The sequence below is a fragment of the Ruegeria sp. B32 genome (assembly GCF_025141855.1).
GTDB classification, from domain to species: domain Bacteria; phylum Pseudomonadota; class Alphaproteobacteria; order Rhodobacterales; family Rhodobacteraceae; genus Ruegeria; species Ruegeria arenilitoris.
Genome location: NZ_CP081106.1, coordinates 1,439,109 through 1,454,506, shown reverse-complemented (window position 1 = coordinate 1,454,506; position 15,398 = coordinate 1,439,109). Strand labels below are relative to the sequence as shown.

16 protein-coding genes are annotated in these 15,398 nt (G+C 62.1%); 8 read left to right on the top strand and 8 right to left on the bottom strand.

The genetic code is table 11. The features are described from left to right. Positions 1–137 precede the first annotated feature (137 nt). The gene (gene pyrC / locus K3752_RS07385; protein ID WP_260065901.1) at positions 138–1,175 is read left to right on the top strand and encodes a dihydroorotase; all 1,038 of its coding nucleotides are present in this window, start codon (positions 138–140) and stop codon (positions 1,173–1,175) included. On the opposite strand, the gene K3752_RS07380 is transcribed toward pyrC, so the two are convergent. Both K3752_RS07380 and K3752_RS07375 read right to left on the bottom strand, forming a co-directional pair. Then, on the bottom strand, positions 1,172–2,467 hold the full coding sequence (locus tag K3752_RS07380; protein WP_260065899.1) for an MmgE/PrpD family protein: 1,296 nt from the start codon (positions 2,465–2,467) through the stop codon (positions 1,172–1,174). The two genes, pyrC and K3752_RS07380, sit on opposite strands and share 4 nt — an antisense overlap. Before the next feature lie 38 nt (positions 2,468–2,505). Then, positions 2,506–2,952, bottom strand: coding sequence for a type II toxin-antitoxin system RatA family toxin (locus tag K3752_RS07375; protein ID WP_170357640.1), 447 nt, complete (start codon positions 2,950–2,952; stop codon positions 2,506–2,508). 75 nt (positions 2,953–3,027) lie between these two features. Between K3752_RS07375 and hpt the strand changes: the two genes are divergently transcribed. After that, positions 3,028–3,570: a hypoxanthine phosphoribosyltransferase gene (gene hpt / locus K3752_RS07370; protein ID WP_005983543.1), complete on the top strand. Its 543-nt coding sequence runs from the start codon at positions 3,028–3,030 to the stop codon at positions 3,568–3,570. A gap of 47 nt (positions 3,571–3,617) precedes the next feature. Continuing rightward, positions 3,618–3,767, top strand: a complete 150-nt coding sequence (locus K3752_RS07365; RefSeq protein WP_165615114.1) for a hypothetical protein — start codon at positions 3,618–3,620, stop codon at positions 3,765–3,767. On the opposite strand, the gene K3752_RS07360 is transcribed toward K3752_RS07365, so the two are convergent. Then, complete coding sequence (locus K3752_RS07360; protein WP_260065896.1) at positions 3,757–4,911, bottom strand: amidohydrolase; 1,155 nt, start codon at positions 4,909–4,911, stop codon at positions 3,757–3,759. The genes K3752_RS07365 and K3752_RS07360 overlap by 11 nt on opposite strands. After that, the gene (gene lipA, locus K3752_RS07355; RefSeq protein ID WP_005983549.1) at positions 4,908–5,858 is read right to left on the bottom strand and encodes a lipoyl synthase; all 951 of its coding nucleotides are present in this window, start codon (positions 5,856–5,858) and stop codon (positions 4,908–4,910) included. Before lipA ends, K3752_RS07360 begins: the two co-directional genes overlap by 4 nt. 266 nt (positions 5,859–6,124) lie before the next feature. On the opposite strand from lipA, the gene K3752_RS07350 reads away from it, so the two are divergent. Continuing rightward, entirely contained in the window at positions 6,125–6,673 is a 549-nt protein-coding gene (locus K3752_RS07350; RefSeq protein WP_260065893.1) for a peroxiredoxin, read from the top strand. Positions 6,674–6,721: 48 nt separating this feature from the next. Here the strand turns inward: K3752_RS07350 and K3752_RS07345 are convergent, their stop codons facing one another. Together K3752_RS07345 and K3752_RS07340 are read right to left on the bottom strand one after the other, a co-directional pair. Further along, complete coding sequence (locus K3752_RS07345) at positions 6,722–7,645, bottom strand: LysR substrate-binding domain-containing protein (RefSeq protein WP_260065891.1); 924 nt, start codon at positions 7,643–7,645, stop codon at positions 6,722–6,724. Positions 7,646–7,705: 60 nt separating this feature from the next. Continuing rightward, complete coding sequence (locus K3752_RS07340) at positions 7,706–8,809, bottom strand: helix-turn-helix domain-containing protein (RefSeq protein WP_260065889.1); 1,104 nt, start codon at positions 8,807–8,809, stop codon at positions 7,706–7,708. 240 nt (positions 8,810–9,049) lie between these two features. On the opposite strand from K3752_RS07340, the gene K3752_RS07335 reads away from it, so the two are divergent. Beyond that, positions 9,050–9,358, top strand: a complete 309-nt coding sequence (locus K3752_RS07335) for a DUF6477 family protein (protein WP_093961906.1) — start codon at positions 9,050–9,052, stop codon at positions 9,356–9,358. On the opposite strand, the gene K3752_RS07330 is transcribed toward K3752_RS07335, so the two are convergent. Together K3752_RS07330 and K3752_RS07325 are read right to left on the bottom strand one after the other, a co-directional pair. After that, on the bottom strand, positions 9,351–10,895 hold the full coding sequence (locus K3752_RS07330) for a trimethylamine methyltransferase family protein (RefSeq protein WP_260065887.1): 1,545 nt from the start codon (positions 10,893–10,895) through the stop codon (positions 9,351–9,353). The two genes, K3752_RS07335 and K3752_RS07330, sit on opposite strands and share 8 nt — an antisense overlap. Positions 10,896–11,035: 140 nt before the next feature. Continuing rightward, positions 11,036–11,473 carry a GNAT family N-acetyltransferase gene (locus K3752_RS07325; protein ID WP_260065885.1) on the bottom strand — a complete coding sequence of 146 codons (438 nt, stop codon included), beginning with the start codon at positions 11,471–11,473 and terminating at the stop codon, positions 11,036–11,038. A gap of 82 nt (positions 11,474–11,555) precedes the next feature. On the opposite strand from K3752_RS07325, the gene guaA reads away from it, so the two are divergent. The 3 genes from guaA to K3752_RS07310 all read left to right on the top strand — a co-directional run bounded on the left by guaA (position 11,556) and on the right by K3752_RS07310 (position 15,398). Beyond that, complete coding sequence (gene guaA / locus K3752_RS07320; protein WP_260065883.1) at positions 11,556–13,115, top strand: glutamine-hydrolyzing GMP synthase; 1,560 nt, start codon at positions 11,556–11,558, stop codon at positions 13,113–13,115. A 98-nt stretch (positions 13,116–13,213) separates the two neighbouring features. Further along, positions 13,214–14,119, top strand: a complete 906-nt coding sequence (locus K3752_RS07315) for a DMT family transporter (RefSeq protein ID WP_260065881.1) — start codon at positions 13,214–13,216, stop codon at positions 14,117–14,119. 142 nt (positions 14,120–14,261) lie between these two features. After that, positions 14,262–15,398, top strand: coding sequence for an OmpP1/FadL family transporter (locus tag K3752_RS07310; RefSeq protein WP_170339445.1), 1,137 nt, complete (start codon positions 14,262–14,264; stop codon positions 15,396–15,398).

Below are 15,398 nucleotides of genomic sequence, written 5' to 3'. Positions count from 1 at the left end.
AATCTCCCTTGGCACAACAGGTCATGGCTGCCGCTGCGCGTCAAGACCGTGATCTTTCCGGGACTTGCGGCAATCTGGTCGCCTGGCAAGGTTTGTTGTCACTTTCCCGTGCGGCCTGCCTGTGCTAGCCCGGCGCCATGACCGATACTCTGACGCTCCGCCGCCCCGATGACTGGCACCTGCATCTGCGCGATGGCGCCATGCTGCAGGCCGTCCTGCCCGAAACCGCCCGCCATTTCGCGCGAGCCATCATCATGCCCAACCTTGTGCCCCCTGTGGTCACCGGCGCTCAGGCCGCGTCCTACCGCGACCGTATCCTGGCCGCCCTGCCCGAAGGCATGAGCTTTGAGCCGTTGATGACCCTGTACCTGACCGAGGATACCGACCCCGACGACATGGCCGCGGCCCACGCAAGCGGTCTGGTCAAGGCGGTCAAGCTGTACCCGGCGGGGGCCACGACCAACTCGGCCTCGGGCGTGCGGGATTTCGACAAGGTGCGCCCCGTGTTGGACCGGATGGCCGAGATCGGCCTGCCGCTCTGCGTGCACGGCGAGGTCACCGATGCCGAGATCGACATCTTCGACCGCGAGGCGGTGTTCATCGACCGCGTTCTGGACCCGATCCGCAAGGCCACGCCGGGCCTGCGCGTGGTGATGGAGCATATCACCACCGTCGACGGCGTGGAGTATGTGCGCGCGAACGAAACCGACCTGGGCGCAACGATCACCGCACATCACCTGATCATCAACCGCAACCACATTCTGGTTGGCGGGATCAAGCCGCACTACTACTGCCTGCCCGTCGCCAAACGCGAAGAGCACCGCAAGGCGCTGGTCGATGCCGCGACTTCGGGCGACGAACGGTTCTTTCTGGGGACTGACAGCGCCCCGCATACCGACGCCAACAAGGAAATGGCCTGCGGCTGCGCGGGATGTTTCACCGCCACGAACACCATGTCGCTGGTGGCCGAGGTCTTTGACCGCGCGGGTGCGCTGGACAAATTGGAAGGGTTCACCTCAGTCAGCGGGCCCAGGTTCTACCGGCTGCCCGTCAACGATCAGACCATCACCCTGCAGAAGGGCGAACCGGTCACCTACCCCGACAAGATCGAAACACGCGATGGCCCGGTCACCGTGTTCGACCCCGGCTTCCCGCTTCACTGGCGCGTGGTCTAATCAACCAGTCGTTTTGCCAGATCCGCTGCGCGCCCGCCGGTGCGCAGCATCGACCAGATCGCGTCGGCCTCGTCCGCGCCGATCAGCTTGGCGGCCTTGCCGCGCACGCGATCCTCGCGGTCGGACAAGGCTATCGGTGCGGCCAAATCGTGGGTCGCCTCGCGCCGTACTCCGTCCCGCCGCAGCAGCGCCACGCGGGCCTCGGTCTCGGACAGCGTTTCGTCCGCTTCGACCGTGATCCGGTCGCGCAGCGATTGCAGGCGCGGATCGGCGCAGACCTTGTCCGTGTAGCTTTCAGGCAGGGCGGTATCGTATCCCAATGCCTGCATGGCGATCACCGTCCGATAGGAAAACTTGGCGCCCAGCCCGGTTGTCGGCGCGGTCTGATTGCAGACGCTCATCCAACGCGGATGGGTGCGGATTTTGATCTCGGCCACCTCGGGTTCGGCGATGTCCAGATCGCGCGCAGCCTCAAGCGCGGCGTGCAGCCCGTGGCAGCAAGCGTGGAACTTGTGGCTGACGCTTTCGAACCGCCACTCATCCCCAAGCCCCGACAGAGCTGCAGCGGTGTCATCGGCACCGTGATGGGTTGCGCCAAACCCGAACGGTCCGGTCAGGGCATCGGGATTGGGAACGAACCCCCGCTGCACCAGCAGCGCGGCCTCGACCCCGACCGCAGCCGCCTGCCCCGCGTTGTAGGGCTTGCCCATGGTGCCAAACTGCGCCTTGAGGCCCGCCGCCCGGGTCGCGGTCAGCCCCAGAACCCGGCGCATGTCCGCCGCTTCGCATCCCAGCAGGCGGGCGGCCGCCACGGCCGCTCCGAACGCCCCCGCCGTTGCGGTCTGGTGAAACCCGACCTGATAATGCCCCCGCCCCAGCCACAGGCCAATGCGGATGGACAGTTCCATCCCCACCAAGGCCGCCTCGAGCAAATCGACGATGGGCTGATCCTGCCATTCGGCCACGGCCAGCGCGGCGGGAAACACCGCCACCGAGGGGTGGCCGATATGGGCGAAATGCGTGTCGTCATAGTCCAGCGCATGCGACACCGTGCCGTTGACCAAAGCCGCAGCGCGCATTGGCGCGGCCCCGCCGCCGAACAGGGTGGCCTGTCCGGCCCCGCCTTCGTCCAGCACCATCCCTCGCAGGATGCGAGAGACCGGTTCGTTGACGCCTGCGCGCCCGACCGCCAGCCAGTCGAGCGCGGACAAAGACGTGACGATCCGCGCCTGCGCGGTTGTCTTGACCGGGCCTGCGGCGAATTCGGAAAGAGCGCGTGTGAAATCATTCATGCGGCGCAGTCTAACGCGCGCCCGCGCCGGGTAAACCCTCAGCCGTAGAGGCTGACCGCGCGCTGCTCGAAGGCGCGCACGATCCGGTGCATCGCCTCGTTGAAGACCACGCCGATGATGCCCTGCAACACGGCGTTCTTGAACTCGAAATCCACGTGGAAGGAGACGTTGCAGCCGCCCTCGGGGGCGTCTTCGAAATGCCAGTCGGATTTCATGTATTTGAATGGACCGTCCAGGTATTCGGTGTCGATCTTCTTCTGCTCGGGGAACAGCGTCACCCGACTGCCGAACCGTTCGCGGAACACCTTGAACGAGATCACCAAGTCGGCCTCCATCACCTGCGCCTCGCCCGCCGCATAGGTCCGCCGGATCCGCGCTGCCGCGCACCAAGGCAGAAACTCGGGGTATTTCGCCACATCCGCAACCAGATCATACATCTGCTGCGCGCTGTATGGGAGGTGGCGGGTTTCCGAATGAGTGGGCATGGCAACCTGGGCATTTGAAACGTGACAATGGCGCGTCATGTCGTATGTTGCGCGCCAAAGATCAAGGGGGCAGCCATGAGCCAGCGCGCATATGTGATAGATGAGATGATCTCGGCCAAGGCCATCGCGGCGCGGATCGAGGAATTGTGCCGCGAAATCACCCGCGAATTCGGCGATACCGACAAGCTGGTGGTCGTAGGCCTGCTGCGCGGCAGCTTCGTCTTCATCGCCGATCTGGTGCGCGAACTGGACCTTCCGATCGAGGTCGATTTCCTCGAGGCGTCCTCGTATGGCGATTCAATGGAAAGCAGCCGGGAAGTTCGCATTCTCAAGGACTTGCGCGGCGCAATTGAAGGGCGCGACGTACTGGTGGTCGAAGATATCGTCGACACGGGGCACACGCTGAACCACGTCACCAACCTGCTGCGCAGCCGCCAGCCGAAACGGCTCAAGTCGATTGCCTTGCTGGACAAACCCAGCCGCCGCGAGGTTGATTTCCGCGCCGATTGGATCGGCTTTGAAATCCCGGACGAATTCGTCGTGGGCTATGGCATCGACTATGCCCAACGCAACCGCAACCTGCCCTTCATCGGCAAGGTCCGCTTTACCGAAGACTGATCCCGCCGCGGATTCGAGGCCCCATGATCCTGCGCCACCTTCTGCGAATGTCCCGATGGGCGCGCAATCCGCCCTCGGACCAGCGGGTCAAGCTGGTGCTGGGCCTGATCGTGCTGTGCCTGGTGATTGCCGGCGTTGAATACATGGGCTGGTGGCCCGAATGGGCAACCAGCCAGCCGCGCAAGCTCAGGCCGTGACCGGCGCGTCCAGAACCTGACGGATTGCCGCCAGAAAGATACCCGCGCCGACAGGGATCAGCGCATCGGGGAAGTCATAGTCGGGGTTGTGAAGTTGCGGATGGTCGACCCCGGCCCCCAGCCAGAACATGGCCGTTTTCGACCCTTTGGCGAACTGCCCGAAATCCTCCGAGAACCTTTGCGGCACGGTGGTCAGGCGCGGTTGCACCCCGGCCTGGGCGCAGGCATGAGCCAGGATCTGTACGGCCTCGGGGTGGTTGACACAAGCGTCGAACACGTCGTCATAGGTGATCTCGACACCCAGTCCCTCGTCGGCGGCGGCCTTGCGGACCAGCGCCTGGGCCTGATCGACCAGTTGTCCCATACGTGCGTCCGAGACGGTGCGCAGCGTGACCCATATCTCGGCCTCGCCGGGCGCCACCCCGAATGTCGGGGCCCCCAGTTGGGCGTGGGTGACGGTGGTCAGTGCGTAATCCTCGGTCAGCTCTCCGCCCGGCCCCAAGGCGGTCAGGGCCGGAATCAACTGCGCCATGGCCGAGGCCGGCGACAGGCCGTCCTGCGGAGCCGCCGCGTGCGAGGTCTTGCCCGTCAGCCGCACCCGCATCCCGCGCGAGGCGCAATTGGCCGGGCCAGAGCACAGCTCGACCGCTCCCAGGTCCAGCCCCGGCAGGTTATGCAGGGAGAACAGGAAATCCGGCTGCATTTCAGCGTATTGCGGGTCGTTCCGAAAGTCGCGCGCGCCCTGTCCGGTCTCTTCGGCGGGTTGGAAGATCAGCACGACCCGACCGCGTGTCACGGGCGTTTGCGCCAGGTCCTGCGCGACGCCCAGAACCATGGCCATATGGCCGTCATGCCCGCACAGATGACCCTTGCCCGGAACCTGCGAGTACCAGGGTTTGCCCGGCATCTCCAAAATCGGCAGCGCGTCCAGTTCGCAGCGAATGCCCACGGTGGGCCCCGGCTGGCCCGAGTCGAACACGGCCGCGACCCCGTACCCACCGATCCCGGTCAGAACCCGGCCGGTCACACCGCGCAATTGCTCGGCTATGAATGCCGCCGTTTCAGCCTCTTCACCCGAAACCTCGGGGCGTTGGTGCAAAGCGTGGCGCAGCGCAGTCAGTTGCGCGAGCCGTTCGGGCGTCACGCCTGCCCCAGCTTTTTCTGCCGCGCCGCCCGCAGGCGCGCGAAATCATCGCCCGCATGGTAAGACGACCGGGTCAAGGGCGTGGCCGAAACCATCAGGAACCCTTTGCCGTAGGCGGCTTTTTCATAGGCCGCAAACTCTTCGGGCGTGACAAAGCGGTCCACGCGATGGTGTTTCGGCGTGGGCTGCAGATACTGGCCGATGGTCAGGAAATCGATATCGGCGGCGCGCATGTCGTCCATGACCTGGCGCACCTGCTGTTCGTTCTCGCCCAGTCCGACCATGATACCCGACTTGGTGAAGATCGACGGGTCCAGTTCCTTGACCCTCTGCAGCAGACGCAGCGAGTGGAAATAGCGCGCGCCCGGGCGCACCTCGGGGTACAGGCCCGGCACGGTTTCAAGGTTGTGGTTGAACACGTCCGGCTTGGCCGCGACCACGGTTTCCAGAACCGACGGATCGCATTTCAGGAAATCCGGGGTCAGAATCTCGATCGTGGTCTTGGGCGAGCGGTGACGCACCGCGCGGATAGTCTGAGCGAAATGCTCGGCCCCGCCATCAGCCAGGTCGTCACGGTCGACCGAGGTGATGACGACATGGTTCAGACCCAGCTTTTCCACCGCATGTGCCACCCGGCCCGGCTCGAACGCATCAAGCGCATCGGGGCGACCGGTGGCGATGTTGCAGAAGGTGCAGCCACGGGTGCAGATCTCGCCCATGATCATCATGGTTGCGTGGCCCTGGCTCCAGCACTCGCCCACGTTCGGGCAGCCAGCCTCTTCGCAGACGGTGACCAGGTTGTTGTCGCGCATGATCCGGCGCGTGTCGGCATAGCCCTTGCCGCCGGGCGCTTTCACCCGGATCCAGTTGGGCTTTTTCGGCTGCGCATTGTCGGGCTTATGCGCCTTTTCCGGGTGACGTTGTTCAGGGATTTTCAGATCGCGCACGGGGCCGGTTTCCTGACTTTGGGTCAATTTGGTTGGTGCATAACATAAACCGGTCGGATGTATTACGCCAGCCGTGCATAGCAGCCATGCGTCAGCGTTTCGCTGATGCAAAATAGGAGGGCGATTTTCTAGGAGATCAACGCAAATTTCTACATGATTTCGATAGATAAGAGGATATTCGCAAACGCAGCACATCCCGTGTTGAAGCCGGTTTGGAATCGTTTTAACCCACGGGCCGAACAAATGTGAATCACAGGAGATGCCCCATGAAAACCGGCGCCAAGCTGCCCGACGTGACATTCCACACCCGCGTGCGCGACGACTCGATCGAAGGGCCCAACCCGTTCCGCTGGGAAGACAAGACCACGACCGACTACTTCGCAGGCAAGCGGGTCATCCTGTTCTCGCTGCCCGGTGCATTCACGCCCACCTGCTCGACCTACCAACTGCCGGGGTTCGAGGACAACTACGAGGCGTTCAAGGCCAAGGGCGTCGACGAGATCTACTGCATGTCGGTCAATGACAGCTTTGTCATGAACAAATGGGCGCAGGATCAAGGGCTGAAGAACGTCAAGGTCATCCCCGACGGGTCGGGTGAGTTCACTCGCAAGATGGGTATGCTGGTCGACAAGGCCAATCTGGGTTTTGGTATGCGCTCGTGGCGCTATGCCGCCATCATCAACGACGGTGTGGTCGAGGCGTGGTTCGAAGAGCCCGGCCTGATGGACAACTGCCCCGAGGACCCCTATGGCGTTTCGTCGCCCGAAAATCTGATGAAGCACCTGGAAGAAGCGCAGCAGCCCGAAATGGCCTGAGCCGTCAACCCGCCTCCACTCGAAGGGCTCGCCGCGCGCGGGCCCTTTTCAGTTCCGGGTTTCTGACACGATGTTTTCGCCGACCTGCCGGATCACCTGGGCCAGTTGATCGAACCACACCGCTCCATCCGACGAGTCGCGCCGCACAAGGCCGATCTGCCGCGCGGGCTCCGGGGCGCCGAACCGCAGCAGTTTCAGCCCAGGTACGGCCTCGGCCTCGGAACGCGCCGCCAACTCGGGAATCAAGGTCAGGCCGAACCCCTCGGCCACCAATCGCGACAACGTGGCCAAAGACGACGCGCCCATGTTGATATGCGCGCTGGTCCGGTCCTGTCCGCAAACCTCAAGCGCCTGATCCGTCAGGCAGTGCCCGTCTTCCAGCAGCATCAACTGGGCTGCGTTCAGGTCGATCGGGCGCAGAGCGTCGGGGCTGACGGTCAGGCTGTTCAGGCGCGTCTCGCTGCCGGCCAGCAGAAAACGGTCCTCGAACAGGGGCACCTCATCCAGGCCGCGCGCGCCTACCGGCAGGGCCAGCACGGCGGCGTCGATCTCGCCCGCTGTCAGCATCGACAGCAGCCGCTCGGTGCGCGCCTCTCGCACCTGAACGCGCAGGGACACATCCGCCGACCGCAAACCAGCCAAGACACCCGGCAGCAGATACGGTGCGACCGTCGGTATCAAGCCGACCGACAGACTGCGATGCCCGGTGGAGTTGTCACGCGCAAACCGATCCAACCGTTCGGCCGCGCCCAAAATGCGCCGTGCGTGCTCAAGTGCATCGCGCCCCAACGGTGTCAGCAGAACATCACGGGCGCGCCTTTCAAACAGCGGTCCGCCCATGATGTCTTCCAAAGCCCGGATCTGCACCGATAGTGCCGGTTGAGACACATGACACACCTGAGCGGCCCGGCCAAAGTTGCGCTGCTCGGCCACGGCGCGGAAGTATTGCAGTTGTCTGAGGGTAAAATTCATAACCCCTGATTATCACCTGCTGCGTTTTCCGCAACTCCGGCCAATCGGACTCAAGTTGGATCAGCCGATCAATCTGTCACACTCTGCTTGCTTCTCGTAATGGCGCTTGAGGCGCTGCAACGCAATGCGTAGCACGATCTTCCCCGAGCGCGCCGACCAGCCCATCCGTTTCTCAGCCAGTTCCAGGCCTTCCAGATAGCAACAACACCGCAGCGCAACGTCGCTCAGACCCGGACCCAGGTCCGACAAGGCCCGGGCCACGCGATCACGTGCCTCGGACGACCCGCGCGCAACCGGCGCGTCGCCTTCGAAACCCGCACGACCGCCAGCGGTAAGGAACCGGTCCCAGTTCTGCGTGACCCGCGGTCCGATCTGGGCCAGCTCGAAATCCTCGCGCAGTCGCTCTCCGGCGCGCACCAGGCTTTCGTCCAGAAACGGCTTTCCATCCCGGTCGCGTCGCCGCGACAAGGCAATCAGGGGGCTCTCCGCTGCGCAATAGCGGATGCGCCGTGAACGCTTCTCGTCGGCTTGACTGCGCGTTTTGAACTTCGCCGGTGCCTCGGCCATTCCATATTCTGTCTGTGTCCGCGCGCGGTTTTCGGCATCGGCAATCAACTGGCTTAATGCGGTTCGGCCCATTTGCGTGATCCGGTAACGCGACACACGCCCCGGATTGTCACAAACGATCCAGTCTTTCAGAGCCAGGGCCTGAGCGGTCTTGCAATCAACAACGGCGGTCCGAGTTGTACCACCCTCGCCGCTGTCGCGGACAACGACCGCCTTTTCCATGTCCTCGGCCACGGCCAGAACCGCACCCGTTTCGCAAAGGCGCCGCAGCACCCGCAAAGCCTCGCGCTCGAACGCCTCGTCTTCCGTATTGGGAATGCGATGAGGATCATCGCCGACGCCGAACAAGGGATCAGAGGCCGCTTCATTCCCCGCACCGGGAAAGTGTGTTTCCGCCAGCGACTGCAATGCTGCATCCACCAAGGGATCGTCGCGGCGCATTTCGATCCTTCGGATCTGTCGCAGAATGGTTGACGCGTGACACCCGGCCGACCGCGCCAGATCCCGGATCGACCGTCCCGCCTCGGTATGGGCCAAGTATCGCTGTGCCCCTTCGGGAACCCAAGCTGGAACGGTGAATGCGGTGCTGTTTTCCATCGTTATTCGCCCTCGTCGACAATCAAACTGCCACTGTCCGCCGTCGGATAAAGTGTTAATCAAATCTACCTAGAGTTGCTTTCGTTACTCGTTCGTTAACCTCCAACGGCTCTGACCAGAATTGATTCAAAAAGATAAACAGTCGTGAAACCATCGTTCGGCGCGAGCTCAATCACGGCAACACCCGCTTGAGTTGTGTCACATTGCTGCAGGCAAAAAAACGAACAGAGGAACGCCGAAATGCAGGACCTGATGACCATGATCACCGCCCTCCGCCGCCCGCGGCTGCTGTCTCGGGCAGCCAAGGTCGGAGCACAGGAATACGACCGTGACCGCCACTTGCAGCGCCTGTTCGGCTATGGCGCGCTACCGGGAACCGGAGCGGCCTTGATGCGACTGTTGGAGATGGAGCGGAGCGTCGACGACCAACGACGCTCGGGCGACGCCGCGTATTCGCTGGTGCGCCACCTGGACCTACTGATCGCACTGATTGGTGAGGCGCGACTGCATCAAGCCAGCCGCGCCCCGGAACTTCATGTCGTCAAGTGAAGGCGTCGGGCATGGACGCTTTCTTTTCCTCGACATAGGCAGTTAGTGCCGCCAGTTTTTCCGGGTCGAGTTGCGGTTGCTGGTAGTTGGCCAGCAGATGCTCGACCCGGGCCGAGGCCAACATGCGCGTGTCCCGCGCGCCCTCTTCTTCCCATGTTTCAAAGGGTTTGTAGTCCAGCAGGTCGGTCTTCCAGAAGGCGCTTTGGAAATTGGCCTGGGTGTGCGCACAACCAAGATAGTGACCACCCGGCCCCACTTCACGAATCGCGTCCATGGCCTGCGCGTTTTCATCATAGGCCACCCCGTTGGCCAACGCATGAAGCGCTCCCAACTGATCGGCATCCATGACGAATTTTTCGAAGTCCGCAACCAGACCGCCTTCGAGCCAGCCACATGCATGCAACATGAAGTTGACGCCTGACAGCAGACCCATGTTCAGCGAATTCGCAGTCTCGTAAGCCGCCTGCGCGTCCGGAAGCTTGGACCCGCAGAACGACCCGGCCGAGCGGTAGGGAACACCCAGACGGCGCGCCAACTGACCGGCGCCATAGGTGATATGCGCGGCTTCGGGCGTGCCGAAGGTCGGTGCGCCAGAGTTCATGTCGATCGACGACACGAATGCGCCGAAAATGGCCGGTGCACCCGGGCGGACGATCTGGCTGTAGGCGATGCCGGCCAGCACCTCGGCCAGCACCTGCGTCAGAGTACCAGCAACCGAAACCGGGGCCATCGCGCCGCCCACGATGAAGGGCGAGATGATGCAGGCCTGATTGTTGCGCGCATAGACTTCCAGCGACCCCATCATCACGTCGTCGAACGTCATCGGCGAGTTGATGTTGGTAAGCGAGGTCATCACGGTGTTTTCCTGAACGAACTCCTTGCCGAACAGAATCTCGCACATCTCGACCGAATCCTGCGCCCGGCTGGGATCGGTCACCGAACCCATAAAGGGTTTGTCAGACAGCGTCATATGCGCCATCAGCATGTCGAGGTGCCGCTTGTTCACCGGTATGTCGGTGGGTTCGCAGACGGTGCCGCCCGAATGGTGCAGCCATTTGGACATGTAGGCCAGTTTCACGAACTTGTTGAAATCGTCCATCGTGGCATAGCGGCGGCCACCCTGTGCGTCCCGCACGAAAGGCGGTCCGTAGACCGGCGCCAGCACCAGGTTGCGCCCGCCGATCACCACCGATTTTTCCGGGTTGCGCGCGTGCTGCGTGAATTCCTTGGGTGCGGTCTTGATCAGTTCGCGGGCCAGACCTCGCGGAATGCGAACGCGCTCACCGTCGATGTCGGCCCCGGCATCGCGCCAGCGTTCCAGCGCCGCGGGGTTGTCGACGAAATTGACGCCGACCTCCTCCAGCACGGTTTCTGCATTGGCCTCGATGATCTCCAATGCTTCGTCATTGAGGATCTCGAAGTTCGGAATGTTGCGTTCGATATACTTCGCCGTTTCGATCCGAACCGCGGTACGCTCGGCCCGGCGGGCGGCGCCTCCGCCACCACGCGCTCTGCGTCGGGTGCTTGCCTCTGTCATGAGATGATCCCGTGTGAAAGTTTAGATTGGATTGCTTGTTACAAGATGCCGCGACTTCACCAGATGTGGATTCCGGCGCAATAGGGGGAAAAGCGACATATTCCGCACGGTCCAGCACCAGCAACAGGCCTTACGGGGCGTCAGGTTGGTTTGCTGAAATAAACCTTGTTCCCCTCGTGCCCGGTCTCCTGCCACCCAAGATGACGGTACATCGCGCGGGTGTCCGCCATCAGGCGGTGGGTTGTCAGGCGCATGTTCCAAACCCCGTTTTCGCGAGCCTCTGTCGCGACCAAATCGAGCAGCCGACGAGCAATGCCCCGCCCCTGCGCATCCGGTGAAACGGCCAGATTGAAGATCATCGCGGTTTCTCTTTCGAAACCAAAAACCACGACACCCTGCAAGGATGCTTTATCCACGGCCACAACGACGTTCCGGTCCCGAATGTCCTCCTCGACCCCCTCGGTCACATCCGGCAGGTCGGGAACGGACTGGCGCGCGGCGGCATAGGCCGCTTCGATGCATCGGCGGATGGGCTCCGCATCGATTGCCACAGCCCTTCTGAGTGAAATTCCGGTCATTCAATGCGCTCCGCGTCACTCTTTCCCGCCAAATGACGTCAAGGCGCTTGCACATGCAAGGCTTCCGACCTAAAGGCCGGGTATGACCGAGACATCCCATGACCGCCTTCTGATCATCGACTTCGGCAGCCAGGTAACGCAGCTGATCGCCCGCCGCCTGCGCGAGTTGAACGTCTATTGCGAAATCCACCCCTACCAGAACGTCACGATGGATTTCGTGCGGGACATGGCCCCGCGCGCCATCATCTTTTCCGGCGGGCCGGACAGCGTGACTCGCGAAGGTTCGCCGCGCGTTCCGCAAGAGATCTTCGGGTATGGCGTTCCCATCCTTGGCATCTGCTATGGCCAGCAGGTCATGATGCACCAGCTGGGCGGCAAGGTCGAAAGCGGCCATGGAACCGCCGAGTTCGGGCGGGCCTTCGTGACGCCGCGCGGCAAGCTCGACCTGCTCGAGGGCTGGTTCACCGATGGCGACGAACAGGTCTGGATGAGCCACGGTGATCATGTGAGCCAAATCGCACCGGGGTTCGAGGTGTTCGGCACCTCGCCCAACGCGCCTTTCGCGATCACCGCCGATACCAGCCGCCAATTCTATGCCGTTCAGTTCCACCCAGAGGTGCACCACACCCCCAAGGGCGCAAAACTGTACGAGAATTTCGTGAAACTGGCCGGGTTCAAGGGCGACTGGACCATGGGCGCCTATCGCGACGAGATGATCCGCAAGATCCGCGAACAGGTCGGCGACAAGAAGGTGATCTGCGGCCTGTCGGGCGGCGTCGACAGCTCGGTCGCGGCGATTCTGATCCACGAGGCGATCGGCGACCAGCTGACCTGCGTTTTCGTCGATCACGGCCTGCTGCGCAAGAACGAGGCGCAGGAAGTCGTCTCGATGTTCCGCGACAACTACAACATCCAGCTGATCCACGCGGATGAAAGCGAGCTGTTCCTTGGCGAGCTCGAGGGCATCTCGGACCCCGAGACCAAGCGCAAGATCATCGGCAAGCTGTTCATCGACGTGTTCCAGAAACACGCCGACACGATCGAGGGCGCCGAGTTCCTGGCCCAGGGCACGCTGTACCCCGATGTCATTGAATCGGTGTCGTTTTCCGGCGGCCCGTCAGTCACGATCAAATCGCATCACAACGTCGGCGGCCTGCCCGAAAAGATGGGCCTGAAACTGGTCGAGCCGCTGCGTGAACTGTTCAAGGACGAAGTGCGCGCGCTGGGCCGTGAACTGGGCCTGCCGCCCAGCTTTATCGGCCGCCACCCCTTCCCCGGACCGGGTCTGGCCATCCGCTGCCCGGGCGAGATCACCCGCGAAAAGCTGGAAATCCTGCGCGAGGCCGACGCGATCTATATCGACCAGATCCGCAAGCACGGCCTGTATGACGAGATCTGGCAGGCCTTCGTCGCGATCCTTCCGGTGCGCACAGTCGGCGTGATGGGCGACGGGCGCACCTATGACTATGCCTGCGCCTTGCGGGCGGTGACCTCGGTTGATGGAATGACAGCCGATTACTACCCGTTCACCCACGAATTCCTGGGCGAAACCGCCACCCGGATCATCAACGAAGTCAAGGGCATCAACCGTTGCACCTATGACATCACCTCCAAGCCTCCGGGCACGATCGAATGGGAATGACACCAAAAGCCGGGCGCTGACCCGGCTTTTTTGTTGTTGTGAACCGGCGTCGGTTTTGGTTCGGTGGCCAAACGCACGCTCAGCCCAAGGATCGAAACATGCGCGATAGCAAATCGATGATTGCCAAAACCGCGCTGTGGATGACCGGGGCGATCGCTTCTTTCTCGTCAATGGCCGTTGCCGGGCGCGAGCTTAGCCTGACGCACGACACGTTTGAAATCATGATGTACCGCAGCATTGTCGGCGTCATCGTCGTTTCGGCCGTTTTGACGGCAACCGGCAAATGGCACCAGGTATCGACACAACGTCTGGGTCTGCACGCGGTTCGAAACTCGTTGCATTTTGCGGGCCAAAACCTGTGGTTCTACGCTGTCAGCGTCATCCCGCTGGCGCAGGTTTTTGCGATGGAATTTACGCAACCGATATGGGTCGTACTTCTGTCTCCGCTTCTGCTGGGCGAACGCCTGACACCCACGCGGGTCATGTCGGCAATCATAGGTTTCGCAGGCATATTGATCGTCGCCCGACCCGGAGCCACACCGCTCACGCCCGGTGTTCTTGCAGCGGCCTCCTCGGCTGTTTTCTTTGCGCTTACAACGATTTCGACGAAGAAGCTGACAGGTTTCGCCAGCATCGGATGCATCGTTTTCTGGCTGACTACGATGCAGGCCGTAATGGGTCTTGCTGTTGCCGGAGCGGACGGGCAGATCGTCCTGCCAACCGCTCAAAGCGCGCCCCTGTTGTTGCTGGTCGGGCTGGCCGGCCTGCTGGCCCATTTCTGCATTACAAACGCGCTTGCCATCGCTCCGGCCACGGTCGTCATTCCCTTTGATTTCGCGCGCCTGCCGACCATCGCCATTGTTGGGATGCTGCTGTATCACGAACCCTTGGATCAGTGGACCATGCTGGGCGCCGTCGTGATTTTCTCGGGCATCTTCCTGAATGTCTGGTCCGAAGGCCGCGCGGGATCAGGCACTTTGGCAAAAACCACACACAAAAACTGACGTTCGGTCACTGGCGGAAACTAACGTATGGTCAGTGGTTGACGTTTTTTTAAACTCCCCGTGAATAATGGTCACAGAAATCACCGCCACTGACACTCACAAGACAATACTGTGGCGTCGGATAGTGAAAAGGGAGGAATACATGAAGAAAGCGCTGTTACAGGCGTGCGTGCTCTGTGCAGGGGCGACCGCCGCTCATGCCGGCGGTATCGACCGTAGTGGGCAAGGCATCAACATTATCTTTGAGGAAGGTTCCGTCGTACAGTTTCGCCTGGGCTACACCAACCCAAGCGTAAGCGGCACGATGCTGGGCGTTGACTCGGGCAACGTTGCAAACGACTTCTTCTCGCCTCATCTCGCGTACAAGCACGCCTTCACCGACCAACTCGACTTTGCGCTGATCTATGACGAACCGTTCGGTGCCGATATCGCCTACGGTTCGAACTACCCGCTCTCGCAGAACCCGATCCCGGGTGGTCGCACTGACGTTCTGCGCGCGAAAGCCGACACAGAGGCAATTACTGCCTTGTTGCGCTACAAGTTCGACGGCGGCTTCAGCGCCATCGGTGGTCTGCGTATTCAGCGGCTCAGCGCTGACGTTGCCGTGCCGGCGGCGGCTGGTTACGAGGTGAATGCCGACAAGGATACCGCGCTGGGTTACGTCGTTGGTGTGGCTTGGGAAAAGCCCGAGATCGCAGCGCGCGTGGCGCTGACCTACAACTCGAAAATTTCCCATGACCTGTCGCAAACGGAGTCGGTGAACCCAATCCCGATCCCGCCGATCCCGCCTGGAACCGTGGCGACATTCGACACTTCCAGCGAGGTCGTTTCTCCGCAATCGGTGAACCTGGACTTCCAGACCGGCGTTGCCCCCAAGACATTGCTGTTCGGATCGATCCGCTGGGTCGATTGGCCGCAAACGGTTTACGATCCCCCGAACTATCCGCCGACCAGCGCGCTGGTGGACTATGACGATCCGACCTGGACCTATTCGCTGGGTCTTGGCTACCAGTTCTCCGAACAATTCTCGGGCGCTGTGACCCTTGGCTATGAATCGGCAACCAATGAGCCCGTTTCCAACCTGGGTCCGACCGACGGGTTCTGGAGCATCGGCCTTGGCGGCACCTACTCGATGGAACGCGCCAAGATTTCGGGCGGCGTTCGCTATACCGATCTGGGCGACGCAACCGCTGACGGTGCTGGCCCCGGGGCGCGGGCGAACTTCTCTGGAAACAGCGCGTGGAGCGTTGGTATTCAGGTGACCTACGCCCTGAACTAA

Excerpts from the sequence above, each read along its gene's own strand:
- pyrC (WP_260065901.1), top strand. The coding sequence starts at position 138 with ATGACCGATACTCTGACGCTCCGCCGCCCCGATGACTGGCACCTGCAT.
- K3752_RS07380 (WP_260065899.1), bottom strand. The coding sequence starts at position 2,467 with ATGAATGATTTCACACGCGCTCTTTCCGAATTCGCCGCAGGCCCGGTC.
- K3752_RS07375 (WP_170357640.1), bottom strand. The coding sequence starts at position 2,952 with ATGCCCACTCATTCGGAAACCCGCCACCTCCCATACAGCGCGCAGCAG.
- hpt (WP_005983543.1), top strand. The coding sequence starts at position 3,028 with ATGAGCCAGCGCGCATATGTGATAGATGAGATGATCTCGGCCAAGGCC.
- K3752_RS07365 (WP_165615114.1), top strand. The coding sequence starts at position 3,618 with ATGTCCCGATGGGCGCGCAATCCGCCCTCGGACCAGCGGGTCAAGCTG.
- K3752_RS07350 (WP_260065893.1), top strand. The coding sequence starts at position 6,125 with ATGAAAACCGGCGCCAAGCTGCCCGACGTGACATTCCACACCCGCGTG.
- K3752_RS07345 (WP_260065891.1), bottom strand. The coding sequence starts at position 7,645 with ATGAATTTTACCCTCAGACAACTGCAATACTTCCGCGCCGTGGCCGAG.
- K3752_RS07340 (WP_260065889.1), bottom strand. The coding sequence starts at position 8,809 with ATGGAAAACAGCACCGCATTCACCGTTCCAGCTTGGGTTCCCGAAGGG.
- K3752_RS07335 (WP_093961906.1), top strand. The coding sequence starts at position 9,050 with ATGCAGGACCTGATGACCATGATCACCGCCCTCCGCCGCCCGCGGCTG.
- K3752_RS07330 (WP_260065887.1), bottom strand. The coding sequence starts at position 10,895 with ATGACAGAGGCAAGCACCCGACGCAGAGCGCGTGGTGGCGGAGGCGCC.
- K3752_RS07325 (WP_260065885.1), bottom strand. The coding sequence starts at position 11,473 with ATGACCGGAATTTCACTCAGAAGGGCTGTGGCAATCGATGCGGAGCCC.
- guaA (WP_260065883.1), top strand. The coding sequence starts at position 11,556 with ATGACCGAGACATCCCATGACCGCCTTCTGATCATCGACTTCGGCAGC.
- K3752_RS07315 (WP_260065881.1), top strand. The coding sequence starts at position 13,214 with ATGCGCGATAGCAAATCGATGATTGCCAAAACCGCGCTGTGGATGACC.
- K3752_RS07310 (WP_170339445.1), top strand. The coding sequence starts at position 14,262 with ATGAAGAAAGCGCTGTTACAGGCGTGCGTGCTCTGTGCAGGGGCGACC.